Source organism: Desulfosporosinus shakirovi, assembly GCF_020595055.1.
Taxonomy (GTDB): domain Bacteria; phylum Bacillota; class Desulfitobacteriia; order Desulfitobacteriales; family Desulfitobacteriaceae; genus Desulfosporosinus; species Desulfosporosinus shakirovi.
On sequence record NZ_JAJDOO010000009.1, the window covers coordinates 12,228 to 31,281 of the forward strand.

Here is a 19,054-nt window from a genome sequence, read left to right on the forward strand (position 1 = left end):
CTCTAATACCCTGAAGACATCGCTAAAGCATTGTTAGAAAAAATATTATACTGATTACAATCAATTACTCCACTCATCCACAATTCTGAAATCACTTTATCTTTCTCTTCGTCTGAATCATTTCGAATAGGGCAAGTTACCTTAATGATAAACTCTTCTTCTGAAGGGTTACCTCCTAACTCCCGAAACATCAGCATGGCAATGTCAGATGGTAAATCACTTAATTCCTCTTGGCTAAATGGTACATCCGGTCTGATCTCCAAAGTAGCATGAAATGATCGTTTAAACATACCTTCTCGTATTATTGTACCTACACTTGTAACAAGAGTTGCTACAGGTCGTTTAGCCCTGACTCGATTATTATAGAGTTCAAACTTAAAATTTCTATCATCCTTAGATTGATACACTGGGACAACATTTAAAAACTTTCCTCTAGTAAACCTTACCCCATAATCAAGAGATTCCTCTCCCATAATTAACCCCTCCTTCAACATGGAGTGAACTGTTAACTGTCATGAAACCGATTAAATTTCTTAGCAACCTTTGTAGGCAGCTTTTTATAGTATTTTTAAAATATAATATTAATAGGTTTAACTTTGCTATGAGACTGTACAAGTTTGAATTCTTTCCTCCTTCAAAATCTTGTCATAAATACTTACAATCAAAGATTACCATTAGATTCAAATCACGTATATAGCAAAATAAAATGCCCATAATTAATTAATGTGATATCAATAATTCGAATCCGTAATAATCTCTTCAAAATCGGGGAAACTGGGCCCAACTAGACATCTTGGATAGGGGGAAAAGATGCATGAAAAACGCAAGCGAATCTTTAGAATTCCTTTTAGAATTTGAAAAAAAGTACTGCAACTCATCAAAGTTAGCGAATTCTCAGATGATGTATTGGTATTATAGAATTTTAGGCGATAATTCATGGAAAGCTGTTATTCCAGAAATCGACAATTGGGTTTATCACTATGAGCAATTTTTGAACGACGGCGGAGATCCTTACCAGTTGAAACAAGCAGGCACTTTTCTGGGGCAGTACTTTTAATGAAATTACGGGATATCCTTATTTTATCCATATCTTTAAACTATTCTTGTTCTGAATAATTTTTTCTGATATCTTAGCTCCTGCATAATGAAAGTATTGCTCAGAGTCATAACGATTGAAATAAACAGGTGCATCTACGGACTTTTCATTAGGAACCACTCGACGAAGCAAGGGAATAATATTGGTATGGTTCAAATCGAAATTTTTAATTGATTTATCAAATTCACCCCGTAAAATTGAAGAGCCCCAATACTTAGGTCCTTTTTGAGGTTTAACCTCAAAGACTCGTCTCAAAAATTCAAATGGAAACCCACCAAAGGAAATCAATATTTTTGGATTGTATTCAAGAATAATCTTCCTTAACAACTTTATTTCCGATGCGACCTCATTACCCCACCAATTTAAAGAATTAGGAACTATTCCGCAATCACTGACTGCACTCCTAATATAAATATTACTAGTGTCAATTCTAGAGTGTATTTCCCTGAAAACTTTGTCCTGGATTTCATCTAAGACATGCCTCCAAATGTCATTCACAACAGCAGGGTATTTTGGATTAATTACAAGCCAGATTGGATAGTTTATATCTCCTGAATCCCTTTCGACTAAAGGTATATATTTATCTCTTGCTAAGCCGACAACGAATCTCTCCTTTCTCATTTTTGTTTACATTTGAGCCGCTCAAAAGCGTTTTTAAGAACATAACAGTAATTGCTCATGTTAGTGGATATGCCAAGATCAATGATCCCGGCATATCCATTTTTAGATTTACTACTTTAAAATTGCTGGCATTCCAACTATAGGCCAGTAGGTAAAGGTCATTATCACTAATAGGCCCATGATAACTGCACTGGCAGGGATACCGCTTACGAAAAATTCCCCCGTAGTAAACTGCTTAGATTCATAAGCCATAGCGTTAGGGGCCGCACCAATTAATAGCAAAAAGGGCATTCCGGCCATTGCAACTGCACCGTACATAACAAGCTCTGGGTTTACCCCCAAATACTGTGCCATTACGAGGGCAACCGGAAGTGTAATGGCTATGGCTGCAACATTCATAATGAAGTTCGTCATAATTAACACCAGGAAGCAAACTGCTAATAAGAACACTAACCAGTGTGCACCTGCTATCATAGCTAACCACTTAATAGCGATCCACTGAGCAGCACCTGTTTGCCATAAGCAGAAACCAATGCTCATGGCCCCCGAAAACAGCAACACAATATTCCAAGGAATTTTCTTCTCTAAATCGTCTACTGTCAAGACATTAGAGAGGAAGAACAGTATTCCGGCGAGCAGCAATGGAACAGAACGGTCCATGGTCTTTAAAGCCGGGATAACTGCTTGCAAAACGAGCATGACAAGAGCTGAAGCGACAACAACACTAACAAATATTTCCTTGCTGTTAATTGGGCCAAGTTTTTCATACTCTGATCTGGCCTTATCGCGCAGGCCGGGAATCTTGGTTTTTTCCGGTTTGTAAATGATCATTAATAATGCCCAAATGAGAAATACACTAGCCCAACCAAAGGGAGCCAAATGGATGGAAAAGTCAACAAAAGAAACTTCTTTACCTGTAAACTCTGTATAGAATCCCACAGCAGCGGGATTACGGGCACCGCCCAAAAGAGTACAAATGCTTCCTGCACCAGCAGTGTAGGCCATTCCAATGAACAAAGCCTTACCAAACTTCGTGGGTTTACCATCAGAGTTGTCACCATTATATAGGGCTAAAATAGTTACTAAAATCGGAAACATTGTGGCTGCTACGGCTGTATGAGCCATAATATGGGTTAATAATGCAGTTACAATAAATACCCCTAATAATATCTTTCTTGTATCTTCGCCCACCACATCAAGCATCTTATAGGCTATTCTTTTAGTAATCCCTGACTTAGTAAACGCTAGCCCTATGAGCAGTGATCCCAGAATAAACATTACCGTGGGATCCATAAAATCCCGGAAAGCTTCCTTCGCCGGACGGATTAGGAATAAGGCTTGAGCGACTCCTATCATGAGACTGGTAACACCAATAGGAGTTACCTCGAACACCCACCAAATACTGGCTAAGAAAAATAGACCAATTGCCGCTTTCCCTTGTTGACTTAGTTCAAAGGATTTTCCTGAAGGATCTACCGCCGGTCCAAACTGAGGAGCATAAAAAAAGGCTAAAAAAACTCCTATTCCTAGCAAAATAAAGAAGATTCGTTTTGCATTATTACTGTTCATTAACCTACACCCTCTTTCATTTTTTAAGGTGCTTATTTATTCATACCTGCGTTCATTAACAACCACCTACAAAAATTTATAAACGATTCTCACATTATCCGGATTTTGTGTTATAATGATCCTACGATTAAATTTCTTAGCGGCCTTTGAGGCTGCTTTTTTTATTTTCTAAAACACTTTTAGCTATTAGCTATTAGACTTTCATACCTTGTTTTGTTCATTCATCCCTCCCAATCACTAAAGGCCTATACATCCTCAAAAGGTTAGAAATTTCTTTAGCAGCCTTATGATTATGATCCATCCTCCCTTCTTTTATGTGACTATACTCACAAGTAAAGAGTATCATTGTGATAGTATTGCGTCTATAGCAAATCAAAATGCCCTTAATCGTTTTACCCTATTGCCAAATCGGCACTTCGTCAGATATTCCAGTGGAATTATCTGAACTTATTAATATCTAAGTTCCATAGCCTCTTTTTCAAACTAATAAGGGGCTACAAGTTAAGTGTCTCCTTCCAAATCTTTTCTATCTCAATTAATATGTGCTGTGAATATCCCCGTCCAAATCGTTCATAATTAATCAGGTCTATTATCAAAAAAACTCCTAGGAGAAATTTTTTCTCCCAGGAGTTTTTTTATAAACAATAGGTTGCAATCTTCAATCCCATGTCTAATTGCTCAAATCATCTTTTATAGTAAACCGGTTCGATTTCGGTATACTCACAGCCATAGTAGTTCCTTTAGGGGAAGTTTCAGAAACCCAAATTCTCCCCCTGTGCATGTGAATAATTTGATAACTGATGGACAGTCCTAACCCAGTCCCATCATCCCTAGTCGTGTAAAACGGATCAAAAACACGTGAAAGATCATTAGGCTCAATCCCAGTACCCGAATCGGCAAAATTCACCTCAATGGTCTCTTCCTTGACGATCGATTCGATGATCAGTTTACCTCCGCCCTCCATTGCTTGAATAGCATTAATAATTAAATTGACAAAAACCTGTTTCATCCTATCCATATCGATGTTTACTAAAGGAAGGTTTGGTTCAAAATTTTTCTCTAACTCAATTTTATTTTGTCTTAGCATGGGGTAGGTAAAGATAAGAACTGATTCCAGTAAACGGTTCAACTCGGTTGGACTAACGATAGGTTTACAAGGACGACCAAAGTCCAGCAATTCTTTAATAACGAGATTTCCTCGATCAACTTGATCACAAATCACCTTCGTATATTCCCTCAACCCTTGTTGCTTTTTGAACTCTCCCTCCATAACTTGGACAGTGGCTTTAACAATCGCCAAGGGATTTCTCAACTCATGTGCTACTCCTGTAACAAGTCGGCCCAATGCTACCAGTCTTTCCGACCGCCTCAATTCTTCTTCTAGTCGTTTCTTTTCCTTTAAGTTATCAGCCATGTTATTAATGGCTTGGACAACTTCCCCGATTTCCCCAGGCATCGCAGGCAGTCTTTTTTCACTGTCTTCCTGCATACTCAAGATTCCATTTTTAATCACTTGCACCTCAGCGGCCAAGTTGTGAATAACATAAAGAGCCGTTCCCAGGCCAAATATCAGTCCCAAAAGCGTCATGTATCGGGTGATCAGACTGAATTGTCTGCTCTGGGCAAAAACCGGATGAACCTGCTCGTCTGCCCAGGCTATAGCAATCAGTTTTCCTTGTTGCATCACTGGCATTAAATATTCAAAGGCTTGATTCCCTTGAGAACCTGCGATACGGGAAAGCGGTTCTTTCGTCGCATTAACAGCTACTAGCCCTGAGGAAGCTTCATCTAAAATTCGATACTCTCGTGCCTTTATTTCCTCAGGGGTTTGAGGCCGATATTGATGGAGAAAACCATAGACGAACAGATCATTAGTTTCTGGAATGTACAAACCCAAGCGTACTCCCGGATTCCCGTCTGACAATGGTTTGGCAATTATTTCAAAGGCATTGGCGATTATATTTATATTCTTTTTAGAGAGAGGGGAATCGTACTCAAGATTCGAACGGTCCAAAACTTCAGTTAAACTCTGAACGGTGGCATTAACCATAGTCCCTAATCGCTCTTCCTTGGTTTTTAATAGCATTTCATCTTTGGCCCCAGAAAAAAAGATATCATACGTCATCACCAGTATGGGGATCAGCAAAATGGCCGAAACAGTGAACATTATTTGAGAAGCGAAGGATTTATTTTTTAGTCTTAACAAGCAAACGCCCCCTTAGCCTGAATTCAGACAATTCACTTGCGACTGTTTAAAAACAAACAAAATGAGAATGCTAGGTGATAAAGAACAGGATAAGAAGCATTAAAAGTTCTTTAAGTGCATTGAAACTCTAAGTGTTTGCAATACTGTAAATTCACATGTCTGAAAACATACAAAACTCATCCGGAAAACGAGTAAAATGGCTGGCACCATAATTGCATGAGTAATTACTAAGTCGTCGCACTCAGAAAAATGAAATGAAAGGTAAATATGTATTGTATTTGTGCTGATATACCGACCAATTAGCGGTGCTTTTTAATACATTTCTTTTTAGGAGGTAATTCTCATGACTACAAATCAATTCACAGTGTGGGTTCAAGACTTGTTCGATACTTGCAATATTCATAATGAGATTGAAACGAGCAAGCTTATTGTGGAAGTGATGCGGAAATTCCGCTCTCTAAATCAAGATAAGATTCAAGAGCAGGCAACAACAGATCAACTATGCGTTAGAAATTAGCTTATTAAAGACAACCTCTTCCCCACATAATCAAAGCATAACATATGGAATTATTGAGTCTATAGCAAACCAAAAAATTCATAATCAATATACTCTATGTAAAGCATCAAGTTTCAATATAATTCACCGAAAGGCGGGATTCGTTTGCCCAGCTTATTACTCCATAATTATTCAATTTCTGTTGATAGAATGATAAAAGAATCCGGAGATAGATCTTTTCCGATTTGGCTCTTAGTTAATCCCAAATACCCCACTGACGTTCTTAATATTTGGAATCCTATAATGTATGAGATTCAGGACAAAGTATACCGCAAACTTCATGCAAGAATTAACAGTCGAAATATCTATATTAAGAATGCTGTAAGCAATATTGGAAGAGTTTCTAACACCTCAAATGCGACGGAAGCAGATAATAACATTGCACTGTTAAAGAAAAGTGTCTCAGAATATCAACCTAAACTTATAATTACTTTCGGAACCATTACAACTGAGTTTGTGAGGCGTGTCTTCGATATAAGACCTGAAAAAGGACCTAATTATTGGAGTACCAGTAACTTAGGAGATGAATTTGAACGATCTATTGCAAACTTTGACACAACCCAAACAAATTGGCTTCCTTTAAATCGTCGAACAATGAGAGCCGCTACTAACATTAAGGATTGGGAAGAAGGCAAAGGTCACTATCATGACATTGCAACAAAGATTGCCGATCTGTTCATTGAAAACAAAGACAGTCTAAAAATATGGATTTGATAAGCGACACTTATCAGAGGACCAAATGGTCATGAAGAAAAGAAAGGATGATAAATATGGATGCTTTGAAATTTATTTGGGGTTTTTTGGCTTTCTTCGGTGATTGGCTCTGGCATGATGATCAAACATTAGACAAATGCTGAATTGACTATGATGTTATGTCAAAGAAGGCGATTCAAATTTTTTTCTTAAATTTGAGTCGTCTTCTTTGATAAAATACTTGGCCCCAGCCTGAATTCAGGCAATCCAATTGTAACTGTTTAAAAACAAACAGATGAAGAATTCCTGTTGTAAAGAGCAATAATTCGGGAAATTACAGGTTCCTCAGTTCTTTTGAACCCTAGATATTGACTTGCCAACAGATTTATATGTCTAAAAAAACACAAACATCCGGATGAATTAAAGTAATATTACTGGCATGATAATTGCATCAATAACCAACTGAGTGCACTTAGATAATTAGAAAAAGGAAGGTAGTTCTTGGACGTCAGAGAATCGCCTCAAAACGCACTATGTTTCACAAGACTTTTGTTGGGGGGGCAATAATTATGAACATTGTTAAATTTATACCGATTCTAGATACCTTAATCAATTATGATAAAAGAAATTTGAGATTTGATTTGATTGCTGCGCTAACAGTTGCCGTCGTTGCTTTACCACAAACTATGGCTTATGCAATAATCGCAGGTGTTCACCCGGCTTACGGCCTCTACTCCGGTATTGTGCTAACAATCATCGCATCTTCCTTTGGCAGTTCCAATCAGTTAGCCACGGGGCCTACTAACGCCATCTGTCTCTTAATAGCGTCCTACATGATACCCTTTGTCGGGGGTGAAAACTTTTTTGGCAACTTATTTCTTCTAACATTTTTAGTGGGAGCCATTCAGCTTACAATGGGTGTTCTCAGACTAGGTTCTTTAGTCAACTACGTTTCCCACGCAGTAATCGTTGGCTTTACCGCCGGGGCGGGTATTATCATCGCTATGGGTCAACTTAATAACTTAATGGGTATTACGTTGACAAGTGGACACCTTTCGAGTATTGGCAAGGTTATAGCATGTTTTCAAAGTATTGATAAAATTAATTATCACGCCTTCGGTATCGGAGTCTTTACTATAGCAGTAATAATAGTACTTAAAAGAATCAATAAAAATTTGCCCGGAGCTTTATTAGGGGTTATCTTCTCAGTACTTTTAGTAATGATTTTAGAATTGGAAAAATACGGAGTAAAAGTTGTGGGGCAAATACCTCAAGCCATCCCGCCTCTAAGTATGCCTAATTTCACTCTCTCCGCTATCGCTGATTTAGGAACAGGCGCAGTTGTTATAGCTATTATCGGTCTGGTTGAAGCAGTATCGATCTCCAAAGCCATAGGATCTAAAACACATCAAAAAATAGATCCAAATCAAGAATTTATAGGTCAGGGAATGGCAAATTTAGGAGGCTCCTTTTTTAGCAGCATAGCAGGTTCCGGTTCCTTTACTCGTTCGGCTATTACCTATCAAAATGGGGGGAAAACCAGAGTCACCGGGGTACTTGTAGGCCTGATAATACTTATAGTTTTAGTTTTTTTCGCACCCTTTGCCAGGTATATCCCAAATGCGAGTTTAGCCGGGGTTATCATGCTGGTTGCCTACTCCATGATTGATAAAAAAGCTTTAGCAAAAGTATTAACCACTAACCGCAATGATGCAGCAGTATTGCTCGTAACCATGTTGACTACCGTCTTCGCACCTCATTTAGAACAAGCTATTTATGCAGGAGTTGCAATTTCATTATTGCTCTATCTTAAAGATTCCGGTGTGGCAACTGTCAGAACCCTTGAACCGGTCAGAGGGAATAATGGGCAATTTGTAGAGCAAATCGGCAATGGGCAAGACGCATTTATCTCAATTCTTCAACTTGAAGGAACTTTATATTTTGGTTCCGCGGCCGATCTGGACAAGAAGTTGAGTGACGCTTACTCCAACTCTAAAGTTTTCTTGATTCGTTTCAAAAGTGTATTAATAATCGATATTACTGCATTGGAAGTTATCGAGGGATTTATTAACCGTGCTTTAGAGGAAGAAAAGAGAGTTATTCTAGCCGGAGTCACTCCTAAAATATTACGTATGTTAGATAAAATGCATATTGTCAATCATGTCGGGAAGGAGAATATCTTTATGGAAGACGATGAGGTATTTGCCACATCCGGGAAGGCTCTGGACGAAGCAAGTTCGTTTGTCCGAAACGTGAGTTATAAGACTGAAAAGAGATCTGTTCAAGCATATTAAGACGTCGTTTTATTAACTATGTGTGGTAATCAAACATTCCCCCTCAAAGATAGTTTATCTCTAAGGGGGAATGTTTGAAATAACGAATTATTAATAATACTCTCCTCGCTTCGTACATAATTGAATGACATGGAAGCGAAACAAAGAACCCATCATACAGCAGCAGTTGCCATCATTCTCCTAAATGTGAATAAACGCCCACGTTTTTCAGCTGACTCATGACGGCATTTATAATATTCGCACCGGGTTGGGATTATCGAAATGTCTGTAAAGATCATATAGTCTATCTCTTTGGGTGACAATTGTTGTATATCTGCTTCTGATTTTTTAATGACTTCCTGAATTATCCTGTTAAGATTAGAGCGAATATGGCATAACTCCATATTAATACATTGGGTACACTTAGAGGTGTCGTTCATGATATTATATCCCTCCCTTGTAAGATATAATTCGTCAACGTTTAATTTTCTGCAAAGCAACTTTGTATTACTTCTAGAATACCGTGATGCGTTATAACCTAACTTGGTACTTTTGAGCTCTATATAGAAGGGCCGACCGAGTAAGGCCTAGAAGTTGAGCCGCTTTAGTTTGATTTCCCCTGCTTTTCTCAAGAGCCTTCAGAATCAGTTCTCTTTCAACCTCATCAAAGGATATCCCCTTGTCCGGGAAATTTAGAATCAAACCTTTATCTAACTCGTTTTTTCTTAAATCAGCTTTTTGAATTTCCTTTGGTAAATGCTGCACCTTAATCTCACTACCCTGAGAGAGAATAACCGACCTTTCGATGACGTTTTGTAACTCTCGGATGTTCCCAGGCCACTCATAGTTCATTAATAATCCCATCGCATCTGAAGAGATCATTTGTTCTTGAGCAGGGTTAAATCTTTGAAGAAAGTGCATAGTCAATAGGGATATATCTTCTGATCTTTGTCTTAAGGGAGGAATGTGAATCGGCAATACATTTAATCGGTAGTACAGATCCTCCCGAAAAGTGCCTCGTTTAACACAGTCTAAAGGGTCACGATTAGTTGCTGCAATAACTCTTACATCTATTTTTATGCTTTCTGTTCCTCCAACCCTTTCAAACTGTCTTTCCTGAAGAACTCTTAGCAGTTTCACTTGCATAGACAGAGGCATTTCAGTAACCTCATCTAAGAACAGCGTTCCTTTATCAGCCAGTTCAAAACGGCCTAATTTTCTGACCACTGCACCTGTAAAGGCACCCTTTTCATGGCCAAACAATTCACTTTCCAGTAAAGACTCTGGCAGTGCAGCACAGTTAATAGGCACATATGATTTTTCCCGGCGATAGCTTAGGTTGTGAATCGAAAGCGCAGTTACCTCTTTGCCAGTCCCGCTTTCTCCTGTAATAAATACTGTAGCATTACTGTCAGCGACTCTTTCTACAAGAGTGTTAACTTCTTGAATCGCTGGACTGTTGCCTAAAATCCGAGGGTGATTTTTGTTCAGTTCAGAGCGTAAAAAAACAACTTCCTCCCGTAAATGGCTTACCATTAGGGCCTTCTTCACGACTATCTTGAGTTCGTCTAGGTCAAATGGTTTGGCAATATAGTCAATTGCCCCCAACTTCATAGCTTCGATAGCAGTGTCTATTGAGCCGTGAGCAGTTATCATAATTACCGGAAGCTTTGGGATGAGGTCTTTGGCCTTAACCAATACCTCTAACCCATCCATTTCAGGCATTTTGAGATCAAGAATGACCAAGGAAGGTGTTTCATTCTGAATTAGTTCCAGGCCTTCTTTCCCTCGCGTGGAAGTTATTACCTGATATCCTTCTTGACGGAGGCCTTTCTCGAGAGCCCAACATAGATGCTCTTCATCATCAATGATAAGGATCTTATTCAATAAAAACACCTCCTTCAATTAACTTAAAAATGAGTTACAAATCCGGACTGTCACTTTAACCTCCAGACATTTGATTCCCGTCGATTGTAATAAAATTCCTTTGTTCAGCATTTTGCTGTTGAAGTTTACTTAATCCAAATATCAAGATAATCCTTGTTCGCAATTATCTTTTCAGCAATTTTTGAACCAACGTGTTGAAAGTAAGTCTCCCTGTCTGTCTGAGATAAACAATTGCTTGTTTCTATGAATTTATCCGTAGCAATGACTCTGCGCAGTAAAGGAATCCTGTTAGTTTGATTTATATCAAAGTTATCCATTGAATTTTCAAATTCATCTTTTAATATAGATGAGCTCCAAGCCTTAGGGCCTTTTTCCGGTTTGACTTCGTAGACGCGCCTTGCAAATTCAAATGGAAATGCACCAAAAGAGATGAGCATTTTTGGCTTGTGAATATGAGCAATCTCTCTGTAAAACTCGATTTCTTTCGCTACTTCTTTGCCCCACCAATTTAGGGTATTAGGAACTATTCCTCCGTCGCTTACAGCACTCCTGATATAAATATTCGAGGTATCTATTCTTGTATGCAATTCCCTAAATACTCTGTCCTGTATCTCATCTAATACAGGCCTCCAGATATCATGGCGAACTGCAGGGTATTTCGGATTGATTAACAGCCATATGGGATAAGCCCTTTCCCCTAATTCTCTTTTCGTATTCTCACCATCAGACTGAGAGTCATTTAAAGTTAAGCAGGACAAATCAACCCCCACCTTTCATTTTCTGTACTGCCACAGCCAGCGAAAGAATTCGCTCCCTGTTTAGTCAGGTTTACTGAGAACGATCGTAAATTTTCACTGTTTAGATTTCAATACTACGATCAAATTTCTTAGCGGCCTTTCAAGGCGGCTTTATAATTATATCGTAAGAGGTACCCTTGATGATCTATTCAGTACTAAATTATCCCAACTCCTTTCTCATATTGTGTTTTTTCTCACAATTAGAGATTATCATTATGACACATTTGTGTCTAGTGGAAAACAATATGCTCATAATTAATATACTTAATATCAAACTCAAAATTATTGATCTTATAGCTTTGTTCTATAAAAATTTGGACAACAAGTATCAAGTATATATGCCCCTAAGCATAAGCGAATTTTTCAAATCTAACCTATTTCTCGAAAAATATCTCCTTAACTCACCCAGACCATACTTAGATTCTACACATTTACATGTATAGTTATAAATCTCCTTGTCCGGTAATTACATATATTCATTATGTTAGTTTTATCCACCTCAAAACCATTTCTTCATAATCCATTTATTTTATTTTGATTATAAGGTATTTATGAGAAAATAAAAAAGCCCCGACAAAATACTAATTATACGGAGCTAAAATTTCGTTAAATTTTAAATCACCTCTTAGATTTAGTCCATCCATATTTTAAGACTTTCTTTGTTCTCAATAATCTTATCCGCTATCTTTGTTCCAACATAATGAAAGTAATTCTCGGAATAACTGGGATCTTCTATAAACTTATCACTTAAAACTACTCTGCGTAGCAATGGAATTATATTAGTTCTATTTATATCAAAGTTTTCCATTGATTTTCCAAATTCATCCCCTAAGTTAGTTGTTCCCCAAGACTTAGGTCCTTTTTCAGGTTTTATCTCGTAAACACGTCTTACAAATTCAAATGGAAAGGCCCCAAAGGAAATAAGGACCTTTGGTTCATACTTAAGAGCTATATCTCTAAACTGTTGTATCTCTGTAGCTACTTTGGTATCCCACCAATTTAGAGTATTGGGAACTATGCTACTATCGTTAACAGCGCTCCTAATGTATATTCTTGAGGCATCTATCCTTGTACGCAGCTCTCTATATACTTTGTCCTGTATTTCTGCTAATACGGGTGTCCAAATATAGTGGCGAACAGCCGGATGTTTCGGATTAAATAATAGCCAAATTGGATAGGTTCTTTCACCTGACTCCCTCTTCACCTTATCAACCAAAGGCATATCTTCATTAAGTGTTATACCGGACAACCCGATCCCACCTTTCTGTTTAAAGGATTACTACAACATACGAAATGGCTCGATGAATGTGATAGCAACTAAGCACCTAACCTATAAACAGGTTACAAATGTTTACATGAGAAATTTTACAATTTAAATATATTATTCACCTAAACTTTGTTTCTAAATCAATGGTTAAAATTAAATATGTGAATTATATAATTTAAGATGGAATAAGCAGATGTGTTGATAAGACATTTAAAGCCCCGCAGAGAGACAACTTCTCTGCGGGGCCAATTGTTTTGCGGACAGACTAATCACAAGACGAATTTGCACACACAAAGCTAACTCTTATAATTGATAAATACTCTTCAGACTGCAAAATCAGGTGTCTGAGCAATAGCTGTCAATAAAGTCTTGAGGTAACTTCTTAATCAATAACACAGGTATGGGAGATCTGTTAAGGACGTTGTGCGCAATACAACCAAAAATCAATCCTTTTAACGTAGTAAGTCCTCGTGTACCCATGATGATTAATTTAAAATGTTTCTTTTCTGCATACTCGAGAAGAGCATCAACAGTATCTGTAATACTCGGATTACAGTATATTACATGATGATTGACGTCCTTGACTCTTTCTGTAAATATTCCATCAGTTGTAGTGAGTATATCATTATACAGATTTCTAACATTCGTATCAGATTCGATAACGCGTTTCATCCATTCCGAGGTAGGACTAACTGGCCAAGTATCAATCCAACTATACTCAACTCCCATGGAACCTTCATCACTTTCTTGAACCTGTACGATCGTCAATTGCATATTCGGCATTTTTTTTAGTAGGTTGGCAGAATAAACAGCCGCTGAAAAAGCCTGTTGAGACCCATCAGAATAAAGAAGTACATTAAACTTTGAATCACTCATGCCAAAAACCTCCTTCACATTTCCACAGCTTTCTTGTTCATAAGGAAGCTGTGTTCTTATTTATAACACTTGGACCCGAATTAGCAGCAGTTTCAGATTCCAGCAGAGTGCATGCTGCTGATTTTTCTTTATCATCACTAACTTCACAACTTAAAACAGTTCTGGCCCTCTCTAAGGCATTAGTTGAAGAGGCAAAAATTTCATTTTCTGACATAAAAATGTTGTCTTCTCCTATATCCGAAGTAACATTCGAATTCGTCAGTAATGAATTGAACTCCGTTTTCACACCACTAAAGATAACAATTCCACCTGATTCTTTGACAGTCCTAATAAATACCTTCAAAGCGCCTAAGGCTGTCAGGTCAATTGTTGCAACATACTTCATCCTTAAGATAAACACCTTAGATTTATCAACTAAGTCATCCAGTTTGGTCTGAAGGTCTTCCGCCGAGCCAAAGAAGAGATTTCCTTCCGGCTGAATAATTACAATATCAATTTTTTCTTTAAGAGCTCTTACTTCTTTTTCAATGATATACCCATTTTTCTCTTGCGATGGAACGAGGATTTTCAAGGGGGCTTTGTTCGTATCTTTCAGGTACAAAGCGATGGAAAGTGCTATGCCCGTATAGATTGCAACATCAAGATGAGGCATCAGAATTGTTGCGATACAGGTTGCCCACATTGCAAGTGAATCAGATTTGAATCTGCCTGCTTTGACTATATGCTTTATTTCCTTTTTATCCACCATGTTATAGGCGATAACTAAAATCACTCCTGCGAGACATGGATTGGGAATAAACTGGGCAAATCGAGCAAAAAACACAAGGACTATGGCTACTATCACACCTGACAGCATGCCGGCGATTCTGGTAACTGCACCACTTTGGTAATTGATTGCAGAACGTGTGAATGAACCTGAACCAGCAAAACACTGAAAGAATGAAGCACCGGCATTTGCTAAACCTTGTGCTATAAATTCTTGGTTGGCATCAATTTTTTGTCGGGAGGTAGTCGCAATGGATTTAGCAATTGCTATGGCTTCAACTAATCCGATAATGGCTATCGCTATTGCCCCTCCGAAAAGATTCTGCATAGCAGTAATGTCGAATTGGATCATTTTGAATGGTGGCAAAGAAGATGGAATAACGCCAGTTAGTTTTACACCCTTCTGATCTAAAGCAAAAATAACGATAAAAATGATTGGGATTACAATTCCGATTAAAGCACCAGGGAGTTTCTTATTAATCTTTTTACAAATTATAATAATCGCCATGGTCATAACACCAAGTCCAAGGGCATATAAATTAGTTTCACTTAGGTGAGTTATAACATAATAAAATTTTTGAATGGTCGACATATGAGCTGAATCTTTAATAGATATACTTAACAGTGTGCTCAGCTGGCCGAGTCCGATTAATACACCCGCACCGGCAGTAAAACCGATAACTACAGAATGAGAGACAAAATTGATTACTTTACCTAGTTTAATGACACCAAAAAGTATCTGTAAGATTCCCACCATAAAAGTCATCAAAAAAAGCATTTGATAGACATTTTCTTGTCCCATATAGCTGCCAAGAGTTCCTGCCACGAGCAGCGCAATTGCATTTGTCGGTCCAGCAATGATGTGATTAGAGCTTCCAAAAGCTGAAGCAATAATAGTCGATACAATAGCCGTATACAGACCGTAAACCGGATTAACACCCGCAATCAATGCATAGGCCATAGACTGTGGAATAACTACTACAGCTACCGTCAAAGCAGCAACTAAATCCTTACTAAAATATTCCTTTTTGTAGTTTCCAATCGTTCCAATTAAAGGAATATATTTAAATCGTGTTAAGTACAAGTGAATTCCACCTTTCAGTACGAATATTTTCCACCTGATCTACATAACTTTTGGATGCTTTCATCATTCATATATCTTTTAATCATCATTATAATTACTAATACCAAAGATTTTTTTGGGGATAAAAAATACCCTCCATCCTCTCTTGAAAGGGTGTATCTAATTTAATCAACCACGCTTTTAATGAAGATATCATAAGAGCACCAAACACTTTTCAGAAATGGTTCATGATTTATTAGCTAATTGTAAAAGATTTTTTTCACTAATTATTAAATAATTCTACTACCTCGTAAAAACAACTCATCCCACCTTGATTTATCTAGACCGCTGTGTTCCTGGGAAGTCCTTGTGGGAGTAAGTCCTTTCATTCCACCTCCAGTGCAACAACTTCATATATTACATACTTATTTTAATACCTGTATGGTTGAATATAGAATAAACGTAATATTTTGCACAAGCTATTCTGCTATTAACTCAAAATATCTATCAAGAGTAGATTAGCATTGATAGTATATCAAGTCAATATTACCGCAATCAGTATATCCTATTGCAATCCAGATATTAATTTATTAACTTTATAACGGCAAAAAATGGCAAACATGTAACGCTAGAGACTTATGTCACGCGTTTATGTGCTGCCATTTTTGTTTACAAATGATATTTATTTTTCACCAGGTTTTACCCATGGATGGATTCAAAGTACACCAAAAAACCAAATATCTCCTTGATCAATTAAGGTTTCTAGTGTGCCCTCTCCAACATTGGTTCATCAGGTGTAATATTCACGGACTTTTAATTCCCCTGTGGTCATCGCTCTATCTAACCAAAATGGGGGTTGGTACGCTGGAAATGAATTATTATCTTTATCGTCATTTATTTATCGACGCTTTTAATCCCATTTTTTATATTGCTGGATATCTGCTCCATAAACTCCTGGAACCTTGTGTTAGCCTCGTTCGAAGACAACACTTGACGATTGCGTATACATGTTTGTTCTAATTCTTTTAGTTCTTCCTGTTCTGCTTCAGTCAACACAATACCGGCCATCATCTTACCACGATGTTCTTGCTTCATTTTTTGCAGATCTTCTACTAACTTTCGTGCTTCTCCATTTTGAAAAAGATCATACTCAGCCTTCTTAAATTCCTTGTACACATCTGTTTGAGCAATAGCTTTACCTAGTTCAATGCTCTTTTGCATAAGTTCTTCTACTTGATCCATATCATATTTCCTCCTTTAAATTAGTTCAACAAAATAAGTTCTTAGCTTATAAATTATAACTGATTACCACAAAATCTTAAAGGAAGAATTAAGATTTGTACTAAATAAATGGAGGATGAATACAAATTCCGAGATATTACGAAAATTTGCACCCATCCCCTCTTGTAATCAGTTTTGGAATAGATCATAATTTGAGATCTGATCTATTATACCAACTGACCTAATTTAGTCTTACTCAACGCCAAACATATCAATAACCGGCTTCTTGAAGACTGACCATTCGTTTGTATTAGGATCCCACTTCATGTTAACAAAGCAGTGCCAGTTCTCTTCGTCAAGAGTTGGCTTGTCTGTTCTGAAGTAGTATCCGGGCCAACGAGTTTCTTCACGGAAGGTTACGGCGCGAAGATGAGATTCAGCTTGCCATAATCTGTGTTTATTTTCCCAAGCTCTCAACAGTTCATAAAGATCTCTGGCGGCTAGTTTTTCGGAGTCCTCTTTAATGAACTCGAATAATTCAGCTGCGCGAGTCAGGGAAGCTTCGTTCATGTTGAAGAATACGTTAGCTCCGCCAACATACTCGTCCATGAGCTTTTGTAAGCGATACATGAACTGCTTAGGCATAATGTAGTTAGGGTTAACTTCTGGGTCTGTGCTGAAGCCGCTGTGTGCTTCGAAGATTTCGAGAGGCTTAACGATCTCTGCTTTAACAGCTTCAATAACTGCAGGATCTGCTTCTGTCAGAGTGTTATTCTCTAAGATATATTTGATAGCTGATTTAGCTGCGATACGACCTTCAGCATGAGTTCCTGATGAGAACTTGTGCGGGCAAGCTCCGGTAGCGTCTCCAGCAGCGAAGAGTGCAGGTACTGTGGTCATTTGAGCATAACCCCAGAAATAGTCTGTTCCAGCGGAAAGGTCTTCTGGGCCAGATACCCAAGCTCCTGATGATCCAGAGTGAGAACTGATAAAGTATGGCTCTGTAGCAGCGATTTCAGAAGATCTAACTTCTGGCTCGACATTGGTAGCAGCCCATAGTAAAGCTTGAGCTATTGTCATATCGAGGAAATCTTCCCATGCTTCATTCTCGAGCTCTTTCATTTTTTTCTTGAAGGCTTTAGCATCATCTTCATATTTTTTGGCAAGGTTAGCGATAGCTTCCTCTGTACGCATGTAGAGAGGTCCTTTACCTTCTTTGATGTCTAACAAGCCCAGGTGGTTACGCAAATTGGCTGGGATTGGCTTAGCTGATCCGTATTTGCCCCAGTTTTTCAACTCATCTAAACGGGTTTCCATATAGTTTTCGCCCAATGCATTGGTTGCGCGAGATTTAAAGAGTAAGAACCAAGCTCCAACCGGACCATAAGCATCTTTAAAACGGATTGGCACGAAACGAACTTCTTGACAGGTCATTTCTGCTCCGGCCTTCATGGTGAAGTATGCGGAAGAGCCTGTGGAGAACGGAGGGTACCAAGAACGGCCAGCGCCTTCACCAGTGGATTTAGGTTTGAATACTCCAACAGTACCACCCATAGCACATAAAGTAGCTTTAGCTTTGAAGACATAGATTTTGTTCTCACGAACACTAAATCCTACAGCTCCTACGCATTTGCCATCTTTCAACAGTGGCTCAGTAATGAAAACTCTCTCATAGATATTCTCTTCACCTAAAGCATTCTTTGCTGCTTCAGCAACGATGACTTTATAAGATTCACCGCTGATCATAAGTTGCCATTTACCCTCGTGTACATATCCGCCATTTTCATCTTTCCATAAAGGAAGACCCCATTTTTCAAACATATGAACGGAGCTGTCAACGTGACGGGCAATGTTAGCGACTAAGTCATCACGGGCTACCCCCATCATGTCATTTTTTACGTATCTGACATAGTCTTGAACAGTGTTATTGCCTTCAGCAAGTCCAACATATAAGTTAATAGCGGACAATCCCATTCCAACGGCACCGGAACGTGGCATTGATGCTTTGTCAACTAAGGTTACTTTAAGTCCATGTTTTTTGCCCCAATAGGCTGCTTCAACAGCTGCACCACAGGACCCCATTCCGCCTCCAATGATGAGAAGGTCGGTTGTTACTTCTACTGTTTCAAAGTTCATTGGCATTGATTTAAACCTCCCTATTTAT

General features: G+C 38.2%; 15 protein-coding genes. 4 read left to right on the forward strand and 11 right to left on the reverse strand.

The window, feature by feature from the left end:
• Positions 1-2: 2 nt before the first annotated feature.
• Positions 3-473 carry a hypothetical protein gene (locus LJE72_RS09765; protein ID WP_229247395.1) on the reverse strand — a complete coding sequence of 157 codons (471 nt, stop codon included), beginning with the start codon at positions 471-473 and terminating at the stop codon, positions 3-5.
• 341 nt (positions 474-814) lie between these two features.
• Here LJE72_RS09765 and LJE72_RS09770 point away from each other — a divergent pair, with 341 nt between their 5' ends.
• Positions 815-1,057 carry a hypothetical protein gene (locus LJE72_RS09770; RefSeq protein WP_229247396.1) on the forward strand — a complete coding sequence of 81 codons (243 nt, stop codon included), beginning with the start codon at positions 815-817 and terminating at the stop codon, positions 1,055-1,057.
• Between the two features lie 18 nt (positions 1,058-1,075).
• Here the strand turns inward: LJE72_RS09770 and LJE72_RS09775 are convergent, their stop codons facing one another.
• The 3 genes from LJE72_RS09775 to LJE72_RS09785 form a co-directional block, all read right to left on the reverse strand.
• Positions 1,076-1,717 (reverse strand): hypothetical protein, encoded by a 642-nt coding sequence (locus tag LJE72_RS09775; protein ID WP_229247397.1) that lies wholly within the window; start codon positions 1,715-1,717, stop codon positions 1,076-1,078.
• A gap of 111 nt (positions 1,718-1,828) precedes the next feature.
• Complete coding sequence (locus LJE72_RS09780; RefSeq protein ID WP_229247398.1) at positions 1,829-3,286, reverse strand: SLC13 family permease; 1,458 nt, start codon at positions 3,284-3,286, stop codon at positions 1,829-1,831.
• 670 nt (positions 3,287-3,956) lie between these two features.
• Positions 3,957-5,492, reverse strand: coding sequence for an ATP-binding protein (locus LJE72_RS09785; RefSeq protein WP_229247399.1), 1,536 nt, complete (start codon positions 5,490-5,492; stop codon positions 3,957-3,959).
• Positions 5,493-5,835: 343 nt separating this feature from the next.
• Between LJE72_RS09785 and LJE72_RS09790 the strand changes: the two genes are divergently transcribed.
• The 3 genes from LJE72_RS09790 to LJE72_RS09800 all read left to right on the forward strand — a co-directional run bounded on the left by LJE72_RS09790 (position 5,836) and on the right by LJE72_RS09800 (position 9,035).
• The gene (locus tag LJE72_RS09790) at positions 5,836-6,009 is read left to right on the forward strand and encodes a hypothetical protein (RefSeq protein ID WP_229247400.1); all 174 of its coding nucleotides are present in this window, start codon (positions 5,836-5,838) and stop codon (positions 6,007-6,009) included.
• A 144-nt stretch (positions 6,010-6,153) separates the two neighbouring features.
• Positions 6,154-6,762: a hypothetical protein gene (locus LJE72_RS09795; RefSeq protein WP_229247401.1), complete on the forward strand. Its 609-nt coding sequence runs from the start codon at positions 6,154-6,156 to the stop codon at positions 6,760-6,762.
• A 548-nt stretch (positions 6,763-7,310) separates the two neighbouring features.
• Positions 7,311-9,035 carry a SulP family inorganic anion transporter gene (locus LJE72_RS09800; protein WP_229247402.1) on the forward strand — a complete coding sequence of 575 codons (1,725 nt, stop codon included), beginning with the start codon at positions 7,311-7,313 and terminating at the stop codon, positions 9,033-9,035.
• Positions 9,036-9,545: 510 nt separating this feature from the next.
• Here LJE72_RS09800 and LJE72_RS09805 read toward each other — a convergent pair.
• From LJE72_RS09805 to aprA, 7 genes are all read right to left on the reverse strand, one after another.
• Positions 9,546-10,901, reverse strand: coding sequence for a sigma-54-dependent transcriptional regulator (locus tag LJE72_RS09805; protein WP_229247403.1), 1,356 nt, complete (start codon positions 10,899-10,901; stop codon positions 9,546-9,548).
• 125 nt (positions 10,902-11,026) lie between these two features.
• Positions 11,027-11,659, reverse strand: coding sequence for a hypothetical protein (locus LJE72_RS09810; RefSeq protein ID WP_229247404.1), 633 nt, complete (start codon positions 11,657-11,659; stop codon positions 11,027-11,029).
• Positions 11,660-12,329: 670 nt separating this feature from the next.
• Entirely contained in the window at positions 12,330-12,947 is a 618-nt protein-coding gene (locus LJE72_RS09815; protein WP_229247405.1) for a hypothetical protein, read from the reverse strand.
• A gap of 354 nt (positions 12,948-13,301) precedes the next feature.
• A complete protein-coding gene (locus LJE72_RS09820; protein ID WP_229247406.1) occupies positions 13,302-13,841 on the reverse strand; it encodes a universal stress protein in 540 nt (179 codons plus the stop codon).
• Positions 13,842-13,878: 37 nt separating this feature from the next.
• Positions 13,879-15,690, reverse strand: coding sequence for a SulP family inorganic anion transporter (locus tag LJE72_RS09825; RefSeq protein ID WP_229247407.1), 1,812 nt, complete (start codon positions 15,688-15,690; stop codon positions 13,879-13,881).
• Between the two features lie 873 nt (positions 15,691-16,563).
• Complete coding sequence (locus LJE72_RS09830; RefSeq protein WP_073031602.1) at positions 16,564-16,911, reverse strand: YlbF family regulator; 348 nt, start codon at positions 16,909-16,911, stop codon at positions 16,564-16,566.
• 231 nt (positions 16,912-17,142) lie between these two features.
• On the reverse strand, positions 17,143-19,032 hold the full coding sequence (gene aprA, locus LJE72_RS09835) for an adenylyl-sulfate reductase subunit alpha (RefSeq protein WP_229247408.1): 1,890 nt from the start codon (positions 19,030-19,032) through the stop codon (positions 17,143-17,145).
• Positions 19,033-19,054: the final 22 nt, after the last annotated feature.

What these genes read in the sequence shown, in the direction of transcription:
- LJE72_RS09765 (WP_229247395.1), bottom strand. Translation starts at nt 473, where the DNA reads ATGGGAGAGGAATCTCTTGATTATGGGGTAAGGTTTACTAGAGGAAAG.
- LJE72_RS09770 (WP_229247396.1), top strand. Translation starts at nt 815, where the DNA reads ATGAAAAACGCAAGCGAATCTTTAGAATTCCTTTTAGAATTTGAAAAA.
- LJE72_RS09775 (WP_229247397.1), bottom strand. Translation starts at nt 1,717, where the DNA reads ATGAGAAAGGAGAGATTCGTTGTCGGCTTAGCAAGAGATAAATATATA.
- LJE72_RS09780 (WP_229247398.1), bottom strand. Translation starts at nt 3,286, where the DNA reads ATGAACAGTAATAATGCAAAACGAATCTTCTTTATTTTGCTAGGAATA.
- LJE72_RS09790 (WP_229247400.1), top strand. Translation starts at nt 5,836, where the DNA reads ATGACTACAAATCAATTCACAGTGTGGGTTCAAGACTTGTTCGATACT.
- LJE72_RS09800 (WP_229247402.1), top strand. Translation starts at nt 7,311, where the DNA reads ATGAACATTGTTAAATTTATACCGATTCTAGATACCTTAATCAATTAT.
- LJE72_RS09820 (WP_229247406.1), bottom strand. Translation starts at nt 13,841, where the DNA reads ATGAGTGATTCAAAGTTTAATGTACTTCTTTATTCTGATGGGTCTCAA.
- LJE72_RS09830 (WP_073031602.1), bottom strand. Translation starts at nt 16,911, where the DNA reads ATGGATCAAGTAGAAGAACTTATGCAAAAGAGCATTGAACTAGGTAAA.
- aprA (WP_229247408.1), bottom strand. Translation starts at nt 19,032, where the DNA reads ATGCCAATGAACTTTGAAACAGTAGAAGTAACAACCGACCTTCTCATC.